Source organism: Comamonas koreensis (genome assembly GCF_014076495.1).
Taxonomy (GTDB): Bacteria; Pseudomonadota; Gammaproteobacteria; order Burkholderiales; family Burkholderiaceae_C; genus Comamonas; species Comamonas squillarum.
On the sequence record NZ_CP043575.1, the window covers coordinates 2,831,279 to 2,848,298 of the forward strand.

Genomic DNA, 17,020 nt, shown 5'->3' on the forward strand with positions numbered 1-17,020 from the left:
CATAGCCGGTTTTATACACCATGCCCGCTTTGCTGCGGGCCCGCTGTGCCATGCGCGGTGCGGTGTCTGGCTGTCGCATCTGCGCAGTCAGGGCGGGCCGGTATTTGTCGATAGAATCGTTGGCGGTAACACATGCGCCTGGTGCCTGGTGTGGGGCTGGGCGAAGAATCAGATTGGGAGATTTGTGACGATGCGTGCTCAACATATCCAGCAGCCCGAGGGCGGACAGGCCATCACGGCCAATGCAGACCACAGCCTGTGCGTGCCCGACCAGCCCATCATCCCCTTTATCGAAGGCGATGGCGTGGGCCGCGACATCACGCCGGTGATGCGCAAGGTGGTGGATGCAGCGGTGGCCCAGGCCTATGGCGAGGCCCGCCGCATCGCCTGGATGGAAGTGTTTGCCGGTGACAAGGCAGTTGGCCTGTATGGCGAGGGCCAAAGCCTGCCCCAGGAAACCATGGATGCCATCGGCCAGTACCTGGTTGCCATCAAGGGGCCGTTGAATACGCCGGTGGGCGGCGGCATCCGCTCGCTGAACGTCACCCTGCGCCAAACGCTGGACCTGTATGTCTGCCTGCGGCCGGTGCGCTACTTTGAAGGCGTGCCCTCGCCGGTGCGCGAGCCGCACAAGACGCATATGGTGATCTTCCGCGAGAACTCCGAAGACATCTATGCCGGTATCGAGTTTGCGGCCGGCTCCGATATAGCCGTCAAGCTGATCGCCTTTTTGCAGCAGGAGATCGGCTCGCAGAAGATCCGTTTTCCGCAAAGCTCGGGCATCGGCATCAAGCCTGTATCGCGCGAAGGCACCGAGCGCCTGGTGCGCCAGGCCATCCAGTATGCGATCGACCATGACAAGCCCAGCGTGACCTTGGTGCACAAGGGCAACATCATGAAGTTCACCGAAGGCGCGTTCCGCGACTGGGGCTATGCGCTGGCCAAGAAGGAGTTCGGCGCCGAGGTCATCGATGGGGGGCCCTGGATGCGCCTCAAAAGCCCCAAGGATGGCTCCGAGATCATCATCAAGGATGTGATTGCCGATGCCTTCCTGCAGCAGGTGCTGCTGCGCCCGGCCGATTACTCGGTGATCGCCACCCTCAATTTGAATGGCGACTACATCTCGGACGCGGTCGCCGCCCAGGTGGGCGGCATCGGCATTGCGCCGGGTGCCAATCTGTCAGACAAAGTGGCGGTATTCGAGGCCACGCATGGCACAGCGCCCAAGTATGCGGGCAAGGACTATGTCAATCCAGGATCGCTGATCCTGTCGGCCGAGATGATGCTGCGCCACATCGGCTGGAGCGAAGCGGCGGACCTGATCATTGCCGCGATGGAGGCCACCATTGCCTCCAAGCGCGTGACCTATGACTTTGCGCGGCTGATGGATGGCGCCACGCAGGTCAGCACCTCGCGCTTTGGCGACGAGATGATCAGCAATATGCAAGCTGCCTGACCTTCCACCGGCGGGGGTGCGCACCAAGCCGCACACCGCCCCTTACCTTGTTGCCCATGGCCATGGACACACCGCACATCATCGACACTGCGCGCCAGGTGCTGGAGATCGCGGCGACGATCGCGTTTGCGCTGTCCGGGGTGATCAAGGCGGCGCACAAGAGGCTCGATGTCGTCGGCGTCTGCGTGGTGGCGTTTGTGGCCGCGTTTGGCGGCGGCACCTTGCGCGATCTGCTGCTGGACCAGCGGCCCTTCTTCTGGGTGCGGCAGGAGACCTTTGTCTGGGTGATCCTGGGCATCAGCCTGCTGGCCATCGTGTTTTTGCGGCAGCGCCATTTTGCGCTGACCGAGCGCGCCATGCTCTGGCCCGATATGCTGGGTTTGGGCCTGTTTGCCGCGGTGGGCGTGGACATGGCTGCCGAGCAAGGGCTGCCCGCGCTCATTTGCGTGATGATGGGCGTAATCACCGGGGTGTTTGGCGGGGTGTTGCGCGATGTGATGTGCGGCGAGATCCCGCAGGCTTTCCGTGACCACCAGCCCTATGCAGTCTGCGCTTTTGTCGGTGGCTGGGTGGATCTGCTGCTGCGCAGCTCGCCCGTGCCCGAGATGGCACCAATGCTCGGCTGTGTGTTCGTCACCGCCGGGCTGCGGGCGATTGCGCTGTGGCGGCATTGGCGGCTGCCGAGCTGGCGGGTGGAATAAACAAGGTTGTAGCTAGAGGAGTTGTGCAGGCATGGGAAAAAAATTTGCATGGTCACTGCTGGCGCTGCTGGCCTTGGTGGGCGCCGCTGCCATCTGGTACCTGGCGGGCAAGACCTATGAGATCCGCATCAGCCAGGCGCAGCTCGAGCAAAAGCTCGCCGAGCGCCTACCGCTGACCCAGCGCTACCCGTTGGTGTCGGTCACCATGGCGCAGCCGCGGGTGCATTTGAGTGAGGACAGCGAGCGCGTCGACTTTGGGCTGAACATGACGGTCACGACCAACACCAGCGGCAGTCAGCTGCTGGGCGCGCAGATCGATGTGTCTTCCTCACTGCGCTATGACGCCGAGCGCGGCGCGATCTTTCTGGACCAGCCGGTGATGGACAAGCTGGTGGTGCAGGGCCTCGATGACCGGCGCACGGCGATGGCGCAGGTCGCTTTGGAGGCCGCGATGGCCTCGTACTTGGCCCAGCAACCGATCTACACGCTCAATGCATCGGACGCGCGCCAGCGCGTTGCGCGCATGAAGGTTCGCGACGTCAAGGTGGACAAGGGTGTGATCGTCGTCATTTTGGGCCTGTGATGCTGCGCTTTTTTCTTTATTCTCAAAACACCATAAATTAACAAGAATATATTCGTTTGAGTTTTAAGTACAAAAGTCCACAATTTGCTACATCACTTCATACGAACGGGTAGCAGAACATGAAACTGGGTGGATTGAAATCTTTGGTGGTTGCCGCAGCGCTGGTGGCCAGTGGTTCGGTGCTGGCACAAAACCAGCTGCTCAATGTCTCGTATGACGTCGCACGCGAGTTCTACAAGGACTACAACACAGCCTTTATCGCCCATTACAAGAAGACCAAGGGCGTTGACATCAAGGTCGACCAGTCCCATGGCGGCTCCAGCGCCCAGGCGCGTGCCGTGTCTGAAGGCCTGGCCGCCGATGTGGTGACCTTCAACACCACGACCGATGTGGAGTTCCTCGCCGACAAGGGTGTGGTCGCCAAGGACTGGGCCAAGAAGTTTCCCAACGACGCATCACCCACCACCTCGACCATGCTGTTTTTGGTGCGCAACGGCAACCCCAAGGGCATCAAGGACTGGGATGACTTGATCAAGCCCGGTGTGCAGGTGGTGGTCGTGAACCCCAAGCTGGGTGGCAATGGCCGCTACGCCTATCTGGCTGCCTGGGGCCAAGCCCGTGAAAAGGGTGGCTCGGACGCCGATGCGCAGGCCTACATCAGCAAGCTCTACAAGAACGTGCCGGTGCTGGCCAAGGGCGGTCGCGATGCGACGGCCGCCTTCTTGCAGCGCAATGTGGGCGATGTGCTGATCACCTTTGAATCGGAAGTGGTCTCCATCGACCGTGAATTTGGCAAAGGCAAGGTGGACCCCGTCTACCCATCGGTGAGCATCACCGCTGAAAACCCGGTCGCCGTGGTCGAGCGCACGGTCGAGAAAAAGGGCACGGCCGAGCTGGCCAAGGCCTACCTGGATTTCCTCTACTCGGATGAAGGCCAGGAAATCGCTGCCAACCATGCGATCCGTCCCCGCAGCGAAGCGGTGCTGAAAAAGCACGCAGACGTGTTCAAGCCGATCAAGCAGTTCACCGTGGCCAAGTACTTCGGCAGCCTGGGCGAGGCGCAAAAGACCCATTTCAGCGACGGCGGCTATTTCGACAAGCTGTTTACCGACCCCAAGAAGTGATGAGCCAGCAGCAGCGCCCGCCAGCCGGGCGCTGACTGCGTATTTTCTGTAGATTTTTGCCGATCGGAATCCATGTCAGCTGCCATCACTGCCCCGGCCAACGCCGTGCCCAGTGCCAAACGCCGGAGTGCCAAACGGGTACTGCCAGGCTTTGGGCTCACCCTGGGCTACACCATTTTCTACCTCAGCATCATTGTGCTGATCCCGCTGGCGACCTTGCTGTTCAAGACCTTTGAGCTGACCTGGGACCAGTTCTGGACCACGATTTCCGCACCCATTGCCGTGGCCGCCTACAAGGTCACCTTCGGTGCCTCACTGATCGCCGCACTGGTGAACCTGGTGTTTGGCATGCTGATCGCCTGGGTGCTGGTGCGTTACAAGTTCCCAGGCAAGAAGATCGTCGATGCGCTGGTCGATCTGCCTTTTGCGCTGCCCACGGCCGTGGCCGGCATTTCGCTGACCGCCTTGCTGGCCGACAACGGCTGGATTGGCCAGTACTTTGCGCCGCTGGGCATCCAGCTGGTGTTCAACCGCGTGGGTATCGTGTTTGCGCTGATCTTTATCGGCCTGCCGTTTGTGGTGCGCACGGTGCAGCCGGTGCTCGAAGATTTTGAAAAAGAGCTGGAAGAGGCTGCCGGCAGCCTGGGTGCCTCGCGCTGGCAAACCTTTTACAAGGTGATCCTGCCCGCGATCGGGCCGGCGCTGCTGACCGGCTTTGCGATGGCCTTTGCCCGCGCGGTGGGCGAGTATGGCTCGGTCATCTTCGTGTCCAACAACATCCCGATGGAGTCGCAGATCACGCCTTTCGTCATCATGGCCAAGCTGGAGCTGCATGACTATGCCGGTGCCACCGCCATTGCGATGGTGATGCTGGTGATCTCCTTCGTGCTGCTGCTTCTCATCAACGGCCTGCAAAGCTGGCAGCGCAAGCGTGCGGGGATTTAAGCCATGCCAACCATGTATCTCGTATTGATTGCCATCGTGGTGGTGGTGCTGGGCACGGTGCTGGCGCGCTACCAGTATGTGGCCCGCCATGCGCCCGAAGTGCAGAGCACCGTGACCGAGCCGCGCTGGGTGCGCTGGACCCTGACCGGTATTGCGCTGACCTTCATGGTGCTGTTTTTGCTGCTGCCGCTGGTGGCCGTGTTTGTCGAGGCGCTGCGCAAGGGCTGGGACACCTATGTGGCAGCGCTTACCGAGCCCGATGCCTGGTCGGCCATCAAGCTGACCTTGATCACGGCGCTGATTGCCGTGCCGCTGAACCTGGTGTTTGGTGTGGCTGCCGCCTGGGCGATTGCCAAGTTCGAATTCAAGGGCAAGGCCTTGCTGACATCGCTGGTGGACCTGCCGTTTTCGGTGTCGCCGGTGGTGGCGGGCCTGACCTATGTGCTGCTGTTCGGTGCCAATGGCTGGTTTGGCAGCTGGCTGGAGGCCCATAACCTGAAGGTGATCTTTGCCGTGCCGGGCATTGTGCTGGCTACCGTGTTCGTGACCTTCCCCTTCATCGCCCGTGAGCTGATTCCGCTGATGCAGGCCCAGGGCAATGATGAGGAGCAGGCCGCCATTGTGCTCGGAGCATCGGGCTGGCAGACGTTCTGGCGCGTAACCCTGCCCAATATCAAATGGGGCTTGCTCTATGGCGTCATCCTGTGCAACGCACGAGCCATGGGCGAGTTTGGCGCGGTCTCAGTCGTCTCCGGCAGCATTCGCGGCCAGACCAACACCATTCCGCTGCATGTCGAGATTTTGTATGCCGACTTTCAGTCTTCTGCAGCCTTTGCGGTGGCGTCGCTGCTGGCCTTGCTGGCGCTGGTGACCCTGGTGCTCAAATCGATCGCCGAGTGGCGTGCCGAGAAAGAGCACAAAGAGGCAGCCAGCCTGCCGCCCGAGCGGCCGCGCGATGACAGCGCAGTCACGGCATAAACACGGTATTTTCGAGGTCGGATATGAGCATTGAAATCCAAAACATCTCCAAGTCGTTTGGCAGCTTTAAAGCGCTCCATAACGTCAACCTGGACATCAAATCTGGTGAACTCATCGCGCTGCTGGGCCCCTCGGGCTGCGGCAAGACCACCTTGCTGCGCATCATCGCGGGCCTGGAGTCTGCGGACCAGGGCACCATCCAGTTCAGCGGAGAAGACACCACCGATGTGCATGTGCGCAACCGCAACGTAGGCTTTGTTTTCCAGCACTACGCGCTGTTTCGCCACATGACGGTGTTCGAGAACGTGGCCTTTGGCCTGCGCATCAAGCCCCGCAAGGAGCGCCCCAGTGAAGGCCAGATCCGCGAGAAGGTGATGAGCCTGCTCAAGCTGGTGCAGCTCGACTGGATCGCAGACCGCTACCCCTCGCAGCTGTCGGGCGGCCAGCGCCAGCGTATTGCGCTGGCCCGCGCGCTGGCGGTAGAGCCCAAGGTGCTGCTGCTCGACGAGCCCTTTGGCGCGCTCGATGCCAAGGTGCGCAAGGAGCTGCGCCGCTGGCTGCGCCGCCTGCACGACGAGCTGCATGTGACCAGCATCTTCGTGACCCATGACCAGGAAGAAGCGCTGGAAGTGGCCGACCGCGTGGTCGTGATCAACAAGGGCCAGATCGAGCAGGCCGGCACGCCCCAGGAAGTCTGGGACAGCCCGGCCAGCCCCTTCGTCTACGGCTTTCTGGGTGATGTCAACCTGTTCCATGGCCGCGCCACCGGCGGGCATACGGTGGTGGAGGGGGGCGTGCAGATCGATTCACCTGAATTTGCCTCGGCCAACAATGCCCAGGCGCTGGCCTATGTGCGGCCCCATGAGCTGGATGTGGAGCGCTACTCGCCCGGCCAGGAAAAAGACGCCGATGGCCGCCAGCGCGGCATCGTCGCCCAGCTCGACCGCGCGATTGTGGTCGGCCCCATCGCCCGTCTGGAACTTATTGCCATTGGCGGGCACCAAGCCCAGGGTGCCGAGGCTTCGAACAGCGATAAGCTCATTGAGGCGCAGATTTCTGCGCAGCAGTTCAAAGCCATGGGCCTCAAGGAAGGCGAGACGCTGGTGGTGACACCGCGCCAAGCCCGAGTTTTTCTCGATCAAGCAGCCAATATCTAATGCCCTGGCGCTCGCGCCTGCGCCTGATGCTGTGAGACCCGGTTCTGCCCATGAGGTGGGGCCGGTTTTCTGGTTTCAGGCCCCTGCAGGTCTGTACGCGTAAGATGGCGGGGTTGGCAGCATAAGGACATGACTTGAACTGGATCTGGAACGCACCGCGCCGCACCTTGGCGCTGATTTTTGTGGCCTGCGCGGCCATGATGGCCTTTGGCATGTATTTGCAGCACGTGGTGGGGCTGGAGCCCTGCCCGATGTGCATCGTGCAGCGCTACTGCCTGATTGCAGTCGGTGTGCTGGCACTGCTGGGCAGCCTGCGGCCCTCGTCGGCCGGTTGGTGGAAGAGCTTTGGCGGCCTGGCGCTGCTGTTCTCGGCCTTTGGTGCCTTTACCGCAGCGCGCCAAAGCTGGCTGCAATGGAATCCACCGGAGTTCGCTACCTGCGGGCGCGACTTCTACGGCATGATCGAGAACTACCCGATCAGCCGCTCGCTGCCGATGATTTTCCGTGGCTCGGGCGATTGCACGGCCATCGACTGGACCTTTCTGGGTCTGTCGATTGCCAACTGGTCCTTCATCGCTTTCGCTGGCTTCACCATTGTGCTGCTGCTGGCCTTGTTCAAAGCCAAGCGCTAAGCACCTTCGGTGCTGCATGCCAACGCCCCTTTTGAGGGGCGTTTTTGATGCCCGACCTGCGCTGGCAGATGCCCGCCCACGCTTTATCGCCAATGCGACTGGTGTGCGTGATAGCGAGCTTGTGCAGAAACACTGCCGCACTAACATGCTCATCTGACAGGCATCGAGACAGGCCCGTTGGCCCGGCTCATTACAACGAACAAGCAACAAGGAGATCGCATGATCAGCTATGACGTCACCGGCTTTGGTGAACCCCTGGTGCGCAGCGAGCGCCCAACCCCCGTACCGACCGGAGACCAGGTGCTGGTGCGCATTGAGGCCGCGGGTGTGTGCCACTCGGACCTGCACATCTGGCATGGCGAGTACGACCTGGGCAATGGCAAAAAGCTGTCGATGGCCGACCGCGGCATGAAGCTGCCCTTGACCCTGGGCCATGAGATCGCCGGCGAGGTGGTGGCGATGGGCCCGGACGCCAAGGGTGTCGAGATCGGCAAGCGCTATGTGGTTTTCCCCTGGCATGGCTGCGGCGAATGCAAGGTCTGCAAGCGCGGTGACGAAAACCTTTGCCTGGCTGGCAAATCGATGGGTGTGTACCAAAATGGCGGCTACGCCGACCATGTGCTGGTCAACCATGCCTACTACCTGGTGGACATCGGCGACATGCCCGCCGAGCGCGCCGCACCCTATGCCTGCTCGGGTCTCACCACCTACAGCGCGATCAAGAAGATCTCCCCCCAGGTGTTCAAGGACGAGAAGGTTGTGTTGTTTGGCGCAGGCGGCCTGGGCCTGATGGCCATCTTGCTGATGAAGGCCATGGGTGGCGCTGGCGTCGTGGTGGTCGAGCCTGATGCCAGCAAGCATGCAGCGGCATTGAATGCGGGCGCCGATGTCGTCATCGATCCCAAGTCGGCGGACTTCATCGCGGAGGTCAAGGAGGCTGCCGGTGGCGCCGTCTGGGCCATCATTGACTGCGTGGGCTCGAGCCAGACCGTGCAGCAGGGCATTGACATGCTGACCAAGGGCGGCCACCTGGTACAGATTGGCCTGTTTGGCGGCCATGTGGACCTGCCCACGCCCACGCATGCGATCCGCGCCATTACCTACCAAGGCACCTATGTGGGCAACCTGGGCGATCTGCGCGAGCTGATCGCACTGGTGCGCGACAAAAAGCTGAGCCCGGTGCCGACCACCTGCATGCATTTCAGCAAGGCGTTCTCGGCGCTGGTGGCGCTGGAGCAGGGCAAGGCCGTGGGGCGCCTGATGCTGACCCCCAACGAAGAAGCGGTGGCCTGAATCTCCCGCCGCTGAACCAGACCGCCACTGACCATGCAGTGGCCATGCAAAAAGTCCGCGAATGCGGACTTTTTTCGTGGGGCGGCAGCGCTTAGTCCTGCGTCTCCAAGGTCGGCACGGAGCCGGACTTCACGACGATCTGGAAAGGGCCGACGCTGACCTGGTCACCCGCATACAAAACCTGGCGCTTGACGCGGCGGCCGTTGACAAAGATGCCATTGGTGCTGTCATGGTCCTCGACCATCAACAGGCCGATGTAGTAGCTGAAGGCCCCATGGTCGCGGCTGATGCTCGGGTCGCTCAGGAACAGACCGCTGCTCGGACCTCGGCCAATGGCCGTGCAACCGCGCTCCAGCTGGATGGCGCGGGGGGGAGATTGCAGATCAGAACGAACAAGGATTTCCGGCAACATGGTGAGCTCCTGGAGGAACTGGCTATTGAAAGGTCTGGGCGGATTATGCATCTATTATTCGCTCACAATTGATACACATTGCCAATCATTGTCATAGCAGCGCTCAATGCGCAAAAACTATGAAAAAAACCAAATAAAAACAAATAATCTAAAAAAGGGTGCGCGATTGTAGGGGTTAGTACCCATCCTGGGTGCCGGCTTTGTGTCAATCCCTACCGTTTTACTCAAAGGCTTTGAGCGCGGTTTTCAGATGGTCCGCAGCTCAGCACTGAGGATGCACCAACAAATTTCACGCGCATCCAAGCACAAACAGGGCCGGGCATCACTACCTCCCTCCAGCGCAAAGGCGATCGTTGAACCATCCATGGTGGGCCGCTGTAAGCCTATCCCCACTACCGGACAGGTACTGCACCTAGCGTTTTGCCTGTTGTTGCGCGCTATCGTTGAGCCATCCCAACGTTGCTTTGCAACACCACTGAAGGAAAAAGCATGAACAAGAATCAAGTCGCAGGTGCCGTCAAAGATGCGGCTGGCAAGGTCCAGCAGAAGGTCGGTGAAGCAGTGAACAGCCCTGAGCAGCAGGCCAAGGGCATTGCCAAGCAGGTGGAAGGCAAGACACAGAAGGCAGCAGGCAATGTGCAAGAAGCCGCCAAAGACGCTGCGAAGAAATAAGGAGTTGACGATGAAATCCAAATCGATATTGATGCTGGGCGCTTTTGCGATCACGATGGCTGCGGGCTCCGCCTTTGCGCAGACACAAGTGCCCGTTGCAGGTGGCGTAAAGCTGGGTGTCGAGCAGACGGAAATCCAGGCCGTTGCCACGGGTTGGAGCCTCAAGAAGTCTGTTCTCGGCAAGAGCGTTTACAACGAAGAAGGCAAGTCCGTGGGCAAGATCGACGACGTGATCGTTGCGCCCGACAAGGCCGTCTCTTATGCCATCATCGGTGCTGGCGGTTTTCTGGGCGTTGGCAAGCATGATGTCGCGATCCCTGTGGGCCAGTTCCGCGTGCAAAATGACAAGATCACATTGCCGGGTGCGACCAAGGATGCGCTCAAGGCATTGCCTAAGTTTGAGTACGCCAAGAAATAATTGCTGCGTCGATGATCAGACTTGAAAAGCCCCGAAAGGGGCTTTGTTGCGTTGGATAGCGTTTGTCATTTTGCACTTGGATCCGCTTGCTGGACCGCCACTGCCTCTACCCATCCATCTTTGGCTTGGCCAGGCCTGTCGCGAGGTTGGGCCGGGTGATTCAGTGCATAATGACGCCCAGTCATAAAAAACAAAACGACCCATGTGGAGCGCTCCGCATATCTTGGGTCTCAGGTTGCGCCCATACCGGCAAAATACCTCCATCAACCAAACATCTGCCCGTAGCTCAGTTGGATAGAGCAACAGCCTTCTAAGCTGTGGGTCACAGGTTCGATCCCTGTCGGGCAGGCCAAACTCCTATGCAGCAGGCTAGCTGCTGCTGCCGCACGCAATCGCATTCCCCATACTGATCACACGCCGTGTGTAGCATCGTATGACTGTTCAACTACCCAAAAGCAATGCCCGCAGTTCAAAAGTACTGCGGGCATTTTCTAATCAGAGCCAGCCATGCATCGATCAATGCATGGCTACGAAGGGCAGGGTAGCGCTTACTCGGTCTCTTCGTAAACCAGCGAGGGATTGTTCATCGACCGGGCCACATCGTTGAGGCTGGAGATGATGTGGTTGGCAAAAAAGCTGCTTTGCGTGTCGGGCTCCAGCGCCGCAATCGCCACATTGGCCAGCGACTGGTTCAGCGGAACGTAGTAGCTGCCTTCGGGCACGTCGATGGCGACACGCTCCAGGCCGACCTTGACGCGCTCCACGCTCTGCTGCCCAGGGCCCAAGACATCGCTCTTGGCGCTGCTGCTGCGTTCTTGCTCCTGGTAGGTGTCGGCCAGGAGGTTGCCGGGCTCGGCCACGCGCAGCACCTGCAGGCCCAGCGCGCGCAGTTTGTCGACAGCGTCGGTGGCATGGCCCGCCAGCCAGTAGCCGCAAGGGCGTGCACGCTTGGGGCCGGGGTTGAGCTTGACCGAAGAGTGCCAGTCCACTTCCTGCTGCATCTCCTCACCCGTTTGCGGGTCGAGGAAGACCACGCGGCGCTTTTCCGTGGTTTGTTGCGACTCCAGCGTGAATTCGCCCCGGCAGGCCTGGGAGGCGATGTCGCGGTTCGCGTAGTTGCGCACCTGCTCGAGCTCCTTGGTGCGCTGGGCGGTGGTCTGCAGTGCCGAGGCGAGCGCCACATACTGGCTGTGTACGCGGCGCTGGATATGCGCGCGGCCAATGCCGACACCCCGGGTCTCGACCAGCATCGTGGCGGCGTTCTTGAGCGCGTTCACATTGCGGCCCGTATCGGGGCGCACGCCGCCCATGGACAGCGACAGGTCCTGCGGGTCGCGGGTGGTGGTGTAGTACCAGTTGCTGCTCTGTCCCTGCTCGGTCAGCGCCTTTTGCATGGGCAGCAAATACCATTCCGTGGACGCCTTGGCGATGAACTCATGCACATTGGCGGTGGTCGGCGTTTGCAGCAGCGCGTCATAGCGCTGCACGCCCTTGAACTTCTCCAGATAGCGGCCAGCCACGGTGAACTCATGGGCATCAAATACCGCAATGGGGCGGTAGATGCGGCTGAGCTTGGCCAGCGCCTGGGCTTCGGGCGTCTGCAGCAGCAGGTGGTCGCGGTTCATGTCCAGGCCATTGGCGGTGCTGCGCCGGCCAGCGGCTGCGCCATCGGGGTTGGCGCGGGGCACGAGCAGCACGTTGATCTTGTCGAGCACTGAGGCCAGCGGGCCTTGCTTGAGGTCCTGGGCCAGGGCCAGCAGCGCTTCGCTGCCGGCGGGCTCATCGCCATGCTGCTGGCCGATCAGCAGCACGGTAGGGCGCTGGCTTTGGTCCAGGTCATGCAAGCTGGTGCTGGCAGCGCGGGTCAGCAACAGCGCCAAAATGGGCTGGCCTTCCTGCGAGGTACCGGCGGTGACCAGCTCGGCCTTGGTGCCGGACTGGCCTGGCGTGGCCAGTTGGCGCAGCCACTGGCCCAGCTCGGCATTGCTGGTGTAGGTGGTGCGGCCCGCGCTCAGTCCTGGCGTGGCGTAGCTGCGCTCGGGATCGGGAAATCGGGCAGCGACTTCGTCGCTCTCCTTCCATCCGCCAAGAGGGCTGCCTTGCAGCGGAACCGTCTCGACCGGCGTGGCGACCACGCCTGGGCTGCCGATGCCAGGGATCTGTACGGGGCTGGGGCCGCTGGCAGGTTTGGTGGTGACTGTCCCGGGCGCTGGCTGGCCGCCCGCGATCGGCGTGCTGTTCCAGGCAGGCAGTGGCGTGCTCGAGCATGCGGACAGCGCAAGCGCTGCGGCGATGACAGTCAGGCTGGTCCAGCCTGGCACTGCGCGCTGGGTGGATGGGGATACTGCGTCGGGTTTCATCATCGTTGTTGTGCGTGACGAATCACGCCCCTCCTGAAAAATACGTTGCCATTATGCAAAGCCGCGTGCAGCTTTTACGTAGGATGGGTGCGAAACAATAAGTTTCCGTGCGTATCTGAAACACACGCTGTCGGCGGCGGTTTGCGCCGCTGCGGTGCCGCCTGGCGGGCGGGTTCATCGCAGGCCCGGAGGAAGCGCCTCAGCGTCGCAGGGCGCTAGGTGTGAAGGTTCAATAGGTTGTATCCGGTGTTCATCCGGGTTGGATTTGAGAGACTGGAAGTCGCCAAACACCCAACCCACTCAGGACAGCCAACCGGATGAACACTCATAAGCATGCCCGACTTACCTTTGCCCGGAGACTGGAGATGGTCAAACAGATGACCTTGCAAGGCCTGGATGCCTCTCAGGCCGGAGCCCTTCAAGGCGTCACCGCACAGACCGCTCGCAAGTGGCTGGGCCGCTACCTCTGGGGCGGCGAAGCAGCCCTGGCCGATGCTTCCTCCAGGCCCATTTGCTCTCCCAAAGCCATCTGCGAGTCCAAGGCCTTACTCATTGTTGAGCTACGCAAACGCCGCATGCTGCAGTCGCGCATTGCCAGCTACGCAGGCGTCTCGGCGTCCACCGTGAGCCGGGTATTGGCCCGTGCGGGCCTGTCTCGACTCAGCGATCTGCAGCCGTCCGAGCCCGTGGTTCGCTATGAGCACGATGCGCCTGGAGACATGCTGCACATCGATACCAAGAAGCTCGGGCGCATCGTTCGGCCCAGCCACCGCGTCACAGGCAATCGGCGCGATTCGGTCGATGGTGCGGGATGGGAGACACTGTTCGTGGCCATTGACGACCACGCACGCATTGCCTTTACCGCTATGCATCCGGACGAGAAAACGCCGCAAGCCGTCGCCTTTCTGCGCAACGCCGTGGCGTACTACGCGGGGCTTGGAGTGAGCATCAAACGCCTGCTGACCGACAACGGTGCGGCATTCCGCTCAAGGGAGTTCGCTGCGGCCTGCAACGCCTTGGGCGTGCAGCACAAGTTCACCAGGCCGTACCGGCCACAGACCAACGGCAAGGCCGAGCGATTCATCCAATCGGCGCTGCGCGAGTGGGCCTATGGTTGGACATACCAGAATTCAGCTGAGCGAACACAAGCCTTACATCGCTGGCAGCATTACTACAACTGGCACAGGCCTCACAGCGGCATTGGTCGAATTACCCCGATGGCCAGGCTCAAATCTGCAAACAACCTCTTGACAGTTCACAGCTAGGCGCCATCATGCGACTGCTCGAATGTAACAGCCGCATCCAGGTCGGGCGACCAATCCCCGGAACCAGCCCCGGGTGTCAGGGCCCGCATGCGCAGCAGCGCACGCACGAAACCGTGGTCCGAGCGGCTGCGGTCGCGCCCTTCATGCAGGTGGTCGTTGAAGTAATCGACGCGGCGCACATCGCCCACGGCATGGCGGCTGCGCGGGTCGAATTCCTCGCTGACCAGAATCTGGTCGAGCACTGCGGGTGCGCCTTGGTGGATGTGGGAATAGGCTACATCTTTTTTCAGCGCTGCATCACCCAGCAGATCGAAGGCATTGAACAGCGCGCGGTCGCGGGCCTTGCGGTCGTAAGCGACCTCGGAGCTGGCGGAGATCATCTGCGTGGTGACGCTGTCGGGCGTGTCGTTGAAATCGCCCAGCACTACCAAGGGCATGCGCGTGTGGCGCAGCAGGTCGATCACCAGGCAGCGCAGCGCTGTGGCTTCCACGCCGCGCATGACCAGCGAGCGCAAGGAGGCAAGGGCGGCGATCTTGGGGTTGTCGCGGTCTTCGAGCGGATTGCCATTGGCATCGAGTAGAAACTTGGGGCGCTTGGATTTGAGGTGGCAGGTGAGCACCGTGAGGATCTGGCCGCGTTTCATCTGCAAGGTGGCGACAAGTGGCGGGCGCTCAAAGCGGGTGTGGACGCCCAGGCCCGGAATGGGCTGGCCCAGCCCGGCAGGAAAATCGGTGAACGAGCGCGTGGCCAGCACCTTCAGCCGCGTAGCCAGCCCCACGCGGGGGGTGCCGCTGGCACCAGCCCGGCCTTCGGTGTTTTCTGCGCCGGGCACCACCGCATAGTGGTAGTGCAGGCCGCTGGCGGCCAGTGCTTCGGTGAAGGCGGCTTCGTCCCATACTTCCTGCACGGCCAGAATGTCTGCATTCAGGGTCTGAAAGCGGCCGCCCAGCCATTGCGTCTTGCGCTCGTACTGCGCCCGCGTGTAGGGCGCCTGGTTGGCGTAGAACTCCCGCTCGGGCAGCGCCAGGTTGAGCACATTGCAGGTGGCTACCGTCAAGGTGTCGGGAGGCAAGGCAGGCGCTGCAGGGTTGGCAGCGGAAGAGGGCATAGAAAAAGGCCGCATGAAACTCGCTTTCGAATGCGGCCTAACCCTAGCGGAATTGGGCGTCCAAATCAACTGCCATCGGCGATGGCGGTAGAAATGCGACGGCCCAGAACGCTGTTTATCGCGATCTATCGCGAGAAGGAGTGGTTGCGGCCGCCCCGGCCTGCACCACCACCGCCGCCGCCGCCATTGCGGTTGCCACCGCCAAAGCCGCCGCGGCGGCCGCGCTCGGCCATGCTGTCCACGCTGGTGCGCATCGGATCGGGCTGGGCCGCGCCGCTGCGGCGATGGTCACGGCCATCGACCGTGCCGCCAAACTGCGTGCCCAGGTGGGCATCAGCGCGTGGCTGGCGTTCGCTGTCCTGGCGCGGGCCGCGACTTGCACCGGGGCCCGCCTGGCGTGGACCTTGCGACGCGCGCTGTGGGCCACGCGCCTCACCCGAGGGGTGGCGTGGGCCTTGGCGGCCGTCGCGGCGTGGTGGGCGCTGCTCGCGGCGTGCCTGGTCCAGGCCTTCGCCGCCAAACTCTGCACCGCCTTCGGCGCGTTCAGCGCGTGGGCCGGGGCTGCGCTTGGCATTGCCGCCGCGCTGGCCGCCGCCTGCATTGCCACCAGGGCCGCGAGCGACCTTGTTGGTGCGCACGCGTTCCATCATTTCCTGGCGGGCAGCCTTGGCCGCTGCCTGCATCACATCACGGCCGGGGGCCTTGCCTGCGCCGCCCCAGATGGTCTGGCGGCCCATGGCGATGGGTTCGGCCTTTTCACCTTCTTCCGGACCAAAGCCTTCGAGCACCTGCACAGGAATGTCCTGCTTGGTGAAGCGCTCGATGTCCATCATAAAGCCTTCTTCATCCATGCACACCAGGCTCACGGCATTGCCTTCGCGGCCAGCGCGGCCGGTGCGGCCGATGCGGTGCACGTAGTCTTCCGAGACATTGGGGATCTCGTAGTTGACCACGTTGGGCAATTCATCAATGTCGATACCGCGTGCTGCAATATCGGTGGCGACCAGCGCGCGCAGATCGCCGGACTTGAAGCCTTCGAGGGCCTGGGTGCGGGCGCTTTGGCTCTTGTTGCCGTGCAGCGCCATGGCCGAGACGCCATTCTTGCTGAGGTATTCGGCCACATTGTTGGCGCCAAACTTGGTGCGGGTGAAGACCAGCACCTGGCTCCAGTTGTTTTCCTGCACGATGTGCAGCAGCACCTGCTTTTTCTTGCCGCGGCCCACAGGGTGGATCACTTGCTTGATGCGCTGCACCGTGGTGTTGCGCGGCGTCACCTGGATGGACTGCGGGTTCTTCAGCAGGCCACTGGCCAGCTCGCGGATTTCATCGCTGAACGTGGCCGAGAACAGCAGGCTTTGCTTGTCCTTGGGCACCATCGCCAGCACTTTTTTCACGTCGTGGATGAAACCCATGTCCAGCATGCGGTCAGCTTCGTCGAGCACCAGGATCTCGACCGTAGACAGGTCCAGAAAGCCTTGCTGCTGCAGATCGAGCAGACGGCCGGGAGTGGCCACCAGCACATCGACGCCCTTTTTGATGCGGTCGATTTGTGGGTTCATGCCCACGCCACCAAAGATGACGGTGGACTTGATGTCCAGGTGCGTGGCGTAGAGGCGCACGTTTTCTTCGACCTGGGCGGCCAGCTCGCGGGTGGGGGCCAGAATCAGTGCGCGGATGGCCTTGTTGCCCCATTTGTTGCGGCTGCCTTCAGATTGGGTCAGGCGCTGGAGCATGGGCAGCGTGAAAGCGGCCGTCTTGCCGGTGCCCGTCTGTGCGCCGGCCAGCAAATCGCAGCCTTGTAGCACGAGCGGGATAGCCTGGGCTTGGATAGGGGTAGGCGTGTCGTAGCCTTGTTCGCGCACAGCCTGCACAATGGCAGGTGCCAGATTCAGTTCTTCAAAGTTCATTGGATCAG

16 protein-coding genes and 1 tRNA gene are annotated in these 17,020 nt (G+C 61.8%); 13 read left to right on the forward strand and 4 right to left on the reverse strand.

The genetic code is table 11. The features are described from left to right. Positions 1 to 190: 190 nt before the first annotated feature. The 9 genes from icd (at position 191) to F0Q04_RS12885 (ending at position 8,869) form a co-directional block, all read left to right on the forward strand. The gene (gene icd, locus F0Q04_RS12845) at positions 191 to 1,456 is read left to right on the forward strand and encodes an NADP-dependent isocitrate dehydrogenase (RefSeq protein ID WP_116927332.1); all 1,266 of its coding nucleotides are present in this window, start codon (positions 191 to 193) and stop codon (positions 1,454 to 1,456) included. 56 nt (positions 1,457 to 1,512) lie between these two features. Next, on the forward strand, positions 1,513 to 2,157 hold the full coding sequence (locus F0Q04_RS12850; RefSeq protein WP_232539329.1) for a trimeric intracellular cation channel family protein: 645 nt from the start codon (positions 1,513 to 1,515) through the stop codon (positions 2,155 to 2,157). Positions 2,158 to 2,188: 31 nt separating this feature from the next. Next, the gene (locus F0Q04_RS12855) at positions 2,189 to 2,740 is read left to right on the forward strand and encodes a DUF1439 domain-containing protein (protein ID WP_182341074.1); all 552 of its coding nucleotides are present in this window, start codon (positions 2,189 to 2,191) and stop codon (positions 2,738 to 2,740) included. Positions 2,741 to 2,859: 119 nt separating this feature from the next. Then, positions 2,860 to 3,864 carry a sulfate ABC transporter substrate-binding protein gene (locus tag F0Q04_RS12860; protein ID WP_182341077.1) on the forward strand — a complete coding sequence of 335 codons (1,005 nt, stop codon included), beginning with the start codon at positions 2,860 to 2,862 and terminating at the stop codon, positions 3,862 to 3,864. Positions 3,865 to 3,936: 72 nt separating this feature from the next. Then, positions 3,937 to 4,809, forward strand: coding sequence for a sulfate ABC transporter permease subunit CysT (cysT, locus tag F0Q04_RS12865; RefSeq protein WP_021028234.1), 873 nt, complete (start codon positions 3,937 to 3,939; stop codon positions 4,807 to 4,809). Between the two features lie 12 nt (positions 4,810 to 4,821). Beyond that, positions 4,822 to 5,787 carry a sulfate ABC transporter permease subunit CysW gene (cysW, locus tag F0Q04_RS12870; protein WP_165841235.1) on the forward strand — a complete coding sequence of 322 codons (966 nt, stop codon included), beginning with the start codon at positions 4,822 to 4,824 and terminating at the stop codon, positions 5,785 to 5,787. A gap of 23 nt (positions 5,788 to 5,810) precedes the next feature. Next, on the forward strand, positions 5,811 to 6,944 hold the full coding sequence (locus F0Q04_RS12875; protein WP_182341080.1) for a sulfate/molybdate ABC transporter ATP-binding protein: 1,134 nt from the start codon (positions 5,811 to 5,813) through the stop codon (positions 6,942 to 6,944). Positions 6,945 to 7,078: 134 nt separating this feature from the next. After that, positions 7,079 to 7,576 carry a disulfide bond formation protein B gene (locus F0Q04_RS12880; protein WP_232539330.1) on the forward strand — a complete coding sequence of 166 codons (498 nt, stop codon included), beginning with the start codon at positions 7,079 to 7,081 and terminating at the stop codon, positions 7,574 to 7,576. A 219-nt stretch (positions 7,577 to 7,795) separates the two neighbouring features. Continuing rightward, positions 7,796 to 8,869, forward strand: a complete 1,074-nt coding sequence (locus tag F0Q04_RS12885) for an alcohol dehydrogenase (RefSeq protein ID WP_182341083.1) — start codon at positions 7,796 to 7,798, stop codon at positions 8,867 to 8,869. 91 nt (positions 8,870 to 8,960) lie between these two features. On the opposite strand, the gene F0Q04_RS12890 is transcribed toward F0Q04_RS12885, so the two are convergent. Further along, a complete protein-coding gene (locus tag F0Q04_RS12890; RefSeq protein WP_165841234.1) occupies positions 8,961 to 9,281 on the reverse strand; it encodes an FHA domain-containing protein in 321 nt (106 codons plus the stop codon). 489 nt (positions 9,282 to 9,770) lie between these two features. Between F0Q04_RS12890 and F0Q04_RS12895 the strand changes: the two genes are divergently transcribed. The 3 genes from F0Q04_RS12895 to F0Q04_RS12905 all read left to right on the forward strand — a co-directional run bounded on the left by F0Q04_RS12895 (position 9,771) and on the right by F0Q04_RS12905 (position 10,723). Continuing rightward, positions 9,771 to 9,953, forward strand: a complete 183-nt coding sequence (locus F0Q04_RS12895) for a CsbD family protein (RefSeq protein ID WP_021028228.1) — start codon at positions 9,771 to 9,773, stop codon at positions 9,951 to 9,953. Positions 9,954 to 9,984: 31 nt separating this feature from the next. Further along, positions 9,985 to 10,371 carry a PRC-barrel domain-containing protein gene (locus tag F0Q04_RS12900; protein WP_409935195.1) on the forward strand — a complete coding sequence of 129 codons (387 nt, stop codon included), beginning with the start codon at positions 9,985 to 9,987 and terminating at the stop codon, positions 10,369 to 10,371. A 275-nt stretch (positions 10,372 to 10,646) separates the two neighbouring features. Then, positions 10,647 to 10,723, forward strand: a tRNA-Arg gene (locus F0Q04_RS12905). 196 nt (positions 10,724 to 10,919) lie between these two features. On the opposite strand, the gene F0Q04_RS12910 is transcribed toward F0Q04_RS12905, so the two are convergent. Then, on the reverse strand, positions 10,920 to 12,734 hold the full coding sequence (locus F0Q04_RS12910) for a M14 family metallopeptidase (RefSeq protein WP_182341086.1): 1,815 nt from the start codon (positions 12,732 to 12,734) through the stop codon (positions 10,920 to 10,922). A 314-nt stretch (positions 12,735 to 13,048) separates the two neighbouring features. On the opposite strand from F0Q04_RS12910, the gene F0Q04_RS12915 reads away from it, so the two are divergent. Continuing rightward, a complete protein-coding gene (locus tag F0Q04_RS12915) occupies positions 13,049 to 13,996 on the forward strand; it encodes an IS481 family transposase (RefSeq protein ID WP_182341089.1) in 948 nt (315 codons plus the stop codon). Here F0Q04_RS12915 and F0Q04_RS12920 read toward each other — a convergent pair. Together F0Q04_RS12920 and F0Q04_RS12925 are read right to left on the reverse strand one after the other, a co-directional pair. After that, positions 13,993 to 15,105, reverse strand: a complete 1,113-nt coding sequence (locus tag F0Q04_RS12920; RefSeq protein WP_182341091.1) for an endonuclease/exonuclease/phosphatase family protein — start codon at positions 15,103 to 15,105, stop codon at positions 13,993 to 13,995. The genes F0Q04_RS12915 and F0Q04_RS12920 overlap by 4 nt on opposite strands. 125 nt (positions 15,106 to 15,230) lie before the next feature. Then, positions 15,231 to 17,012 carry a DEAD/DEAH box helicase gene (locus F0Q04_RS12925; RefSeq protein ID WP_182341092.1) on the reverse strand — a complete coding sequence of 594 codons (1,782 nt, stop codon included), beginning with the start codon at positions 17,010 to 17,012 and terminating at the stop codon, positions 15,231 to 15,233. Positions 17,013 to 17,020: the final 8 nt, after the last annotated feature.

Excerpts from the sequence above, each read along its gene's own strand:
- icd (WP_116927332.1), top strand. The coding sequence starts at position 191 with ATGCGTGCTCAACATATCCAGCAGCCCGAGGGCGGACAGGCCATCACG.
- F0Q04_RS12875 (WP_182341080.1), top strand. The coding sequence starts at position 5,811 with ATGAGCATTGAAATCCAAAACATCTCCAAGTCGTTTGGCAGCTTTAAA.
- cysW (WP_165841235.1), top strand. The coding sequence starts at position 4,822 with ATGTATCTCGTATTGATTGCCATCGTGGTGGTGGTGCTGGGCACGGTG.
- F0Q04_RS12885 (WP_182341083.1), top strand. The coding sequence starts at position 7,796 with ATGATCAGCTATGACGTCACCGGCTTTGGTGAACCCCTGGTGCGCAGC.
- F0Q04_RS12910 (WP_182341086.1), bottom strand. The coding sequence starts at position 12,734 with ATGATGAAACCCGACGCAGTATCCCCATCCACCCAGCGCGCAGTGCCA.
- F0Q04_RS12860 (WP_182341077.1), top strand. The coding sequence starts at position 2,860 with ATGAAACTGGGTGGATTGAAATCTTTGGTGGTTGCCGCAGCGCTGGTG.
- F0Q04_RS12925 (WP_182341092.1), bottom strand. The coding sequence starts at position 17,012 with ATGAACTTTGAAGAACTGAATCTGGCACCTGCCATTGTGCAGGCTGTG.
- F0Q04_RS12920 (WP_182341091.1), bottom strand. The coding sequence starts at position 15,105 with ATGCCCTCTTCCGCTGCCAACCCTGCAGCGCCTGCCTTGCCTCCCGAC.
- F0Q04_RS12855 (WP_182341074.1), top strand. The coding sequence starts at position 2,189 with ATGGGAAAAAAATTTGCATGGTCACTGCTGGCGCTGCTGGCCTTGGTG.
- F0Q04_RS12850 (WP_232539329.1), top strand. The coding sequence starts at position 1,513 with ATGGCCATGGACACACCGCACATCATCGACACTGCGCGCCAGGTGCTG.
- F0Q04_RS12915 (WP_182341089.1), top strand. The coding sequence starts at position 13,049 with ATGAACACTCATAAGCATGCCCGACTTACCTTTGCCCGGAGACTGGAG.
- cysT (WP_021028234.1), top strand. The coding sequence starts at position 3,937 with ATGTCAGCTGCCATCACTGCCCCGGCCAACGCCGTGCCCAGTGCCAAA.
- F0Q04_RS12890 (WP_165841234.1), bottom strand. The coding sequence starts at position 9,281 with ATGTTGCCGGAAATCCTTGTTCGTTCTGATCTGCAATCTCCCCCCCGC.
- F0Q04_RS12900 (WP_409935195.1), top strand. The coding sequence starts at position 9,985 with ATGCTGGGCGCTTTTGCGATCACGATGGCTGCGGGCTCCGCCTTTGCG.
- F0Q04_RS12895 (WP_021028228.1), top strand. The coding sequence starts at position 9,771 with ATGAACAAGAATCAAGTCGCAGGTGCCGTCAAAGATGCGGCTGGCAAG.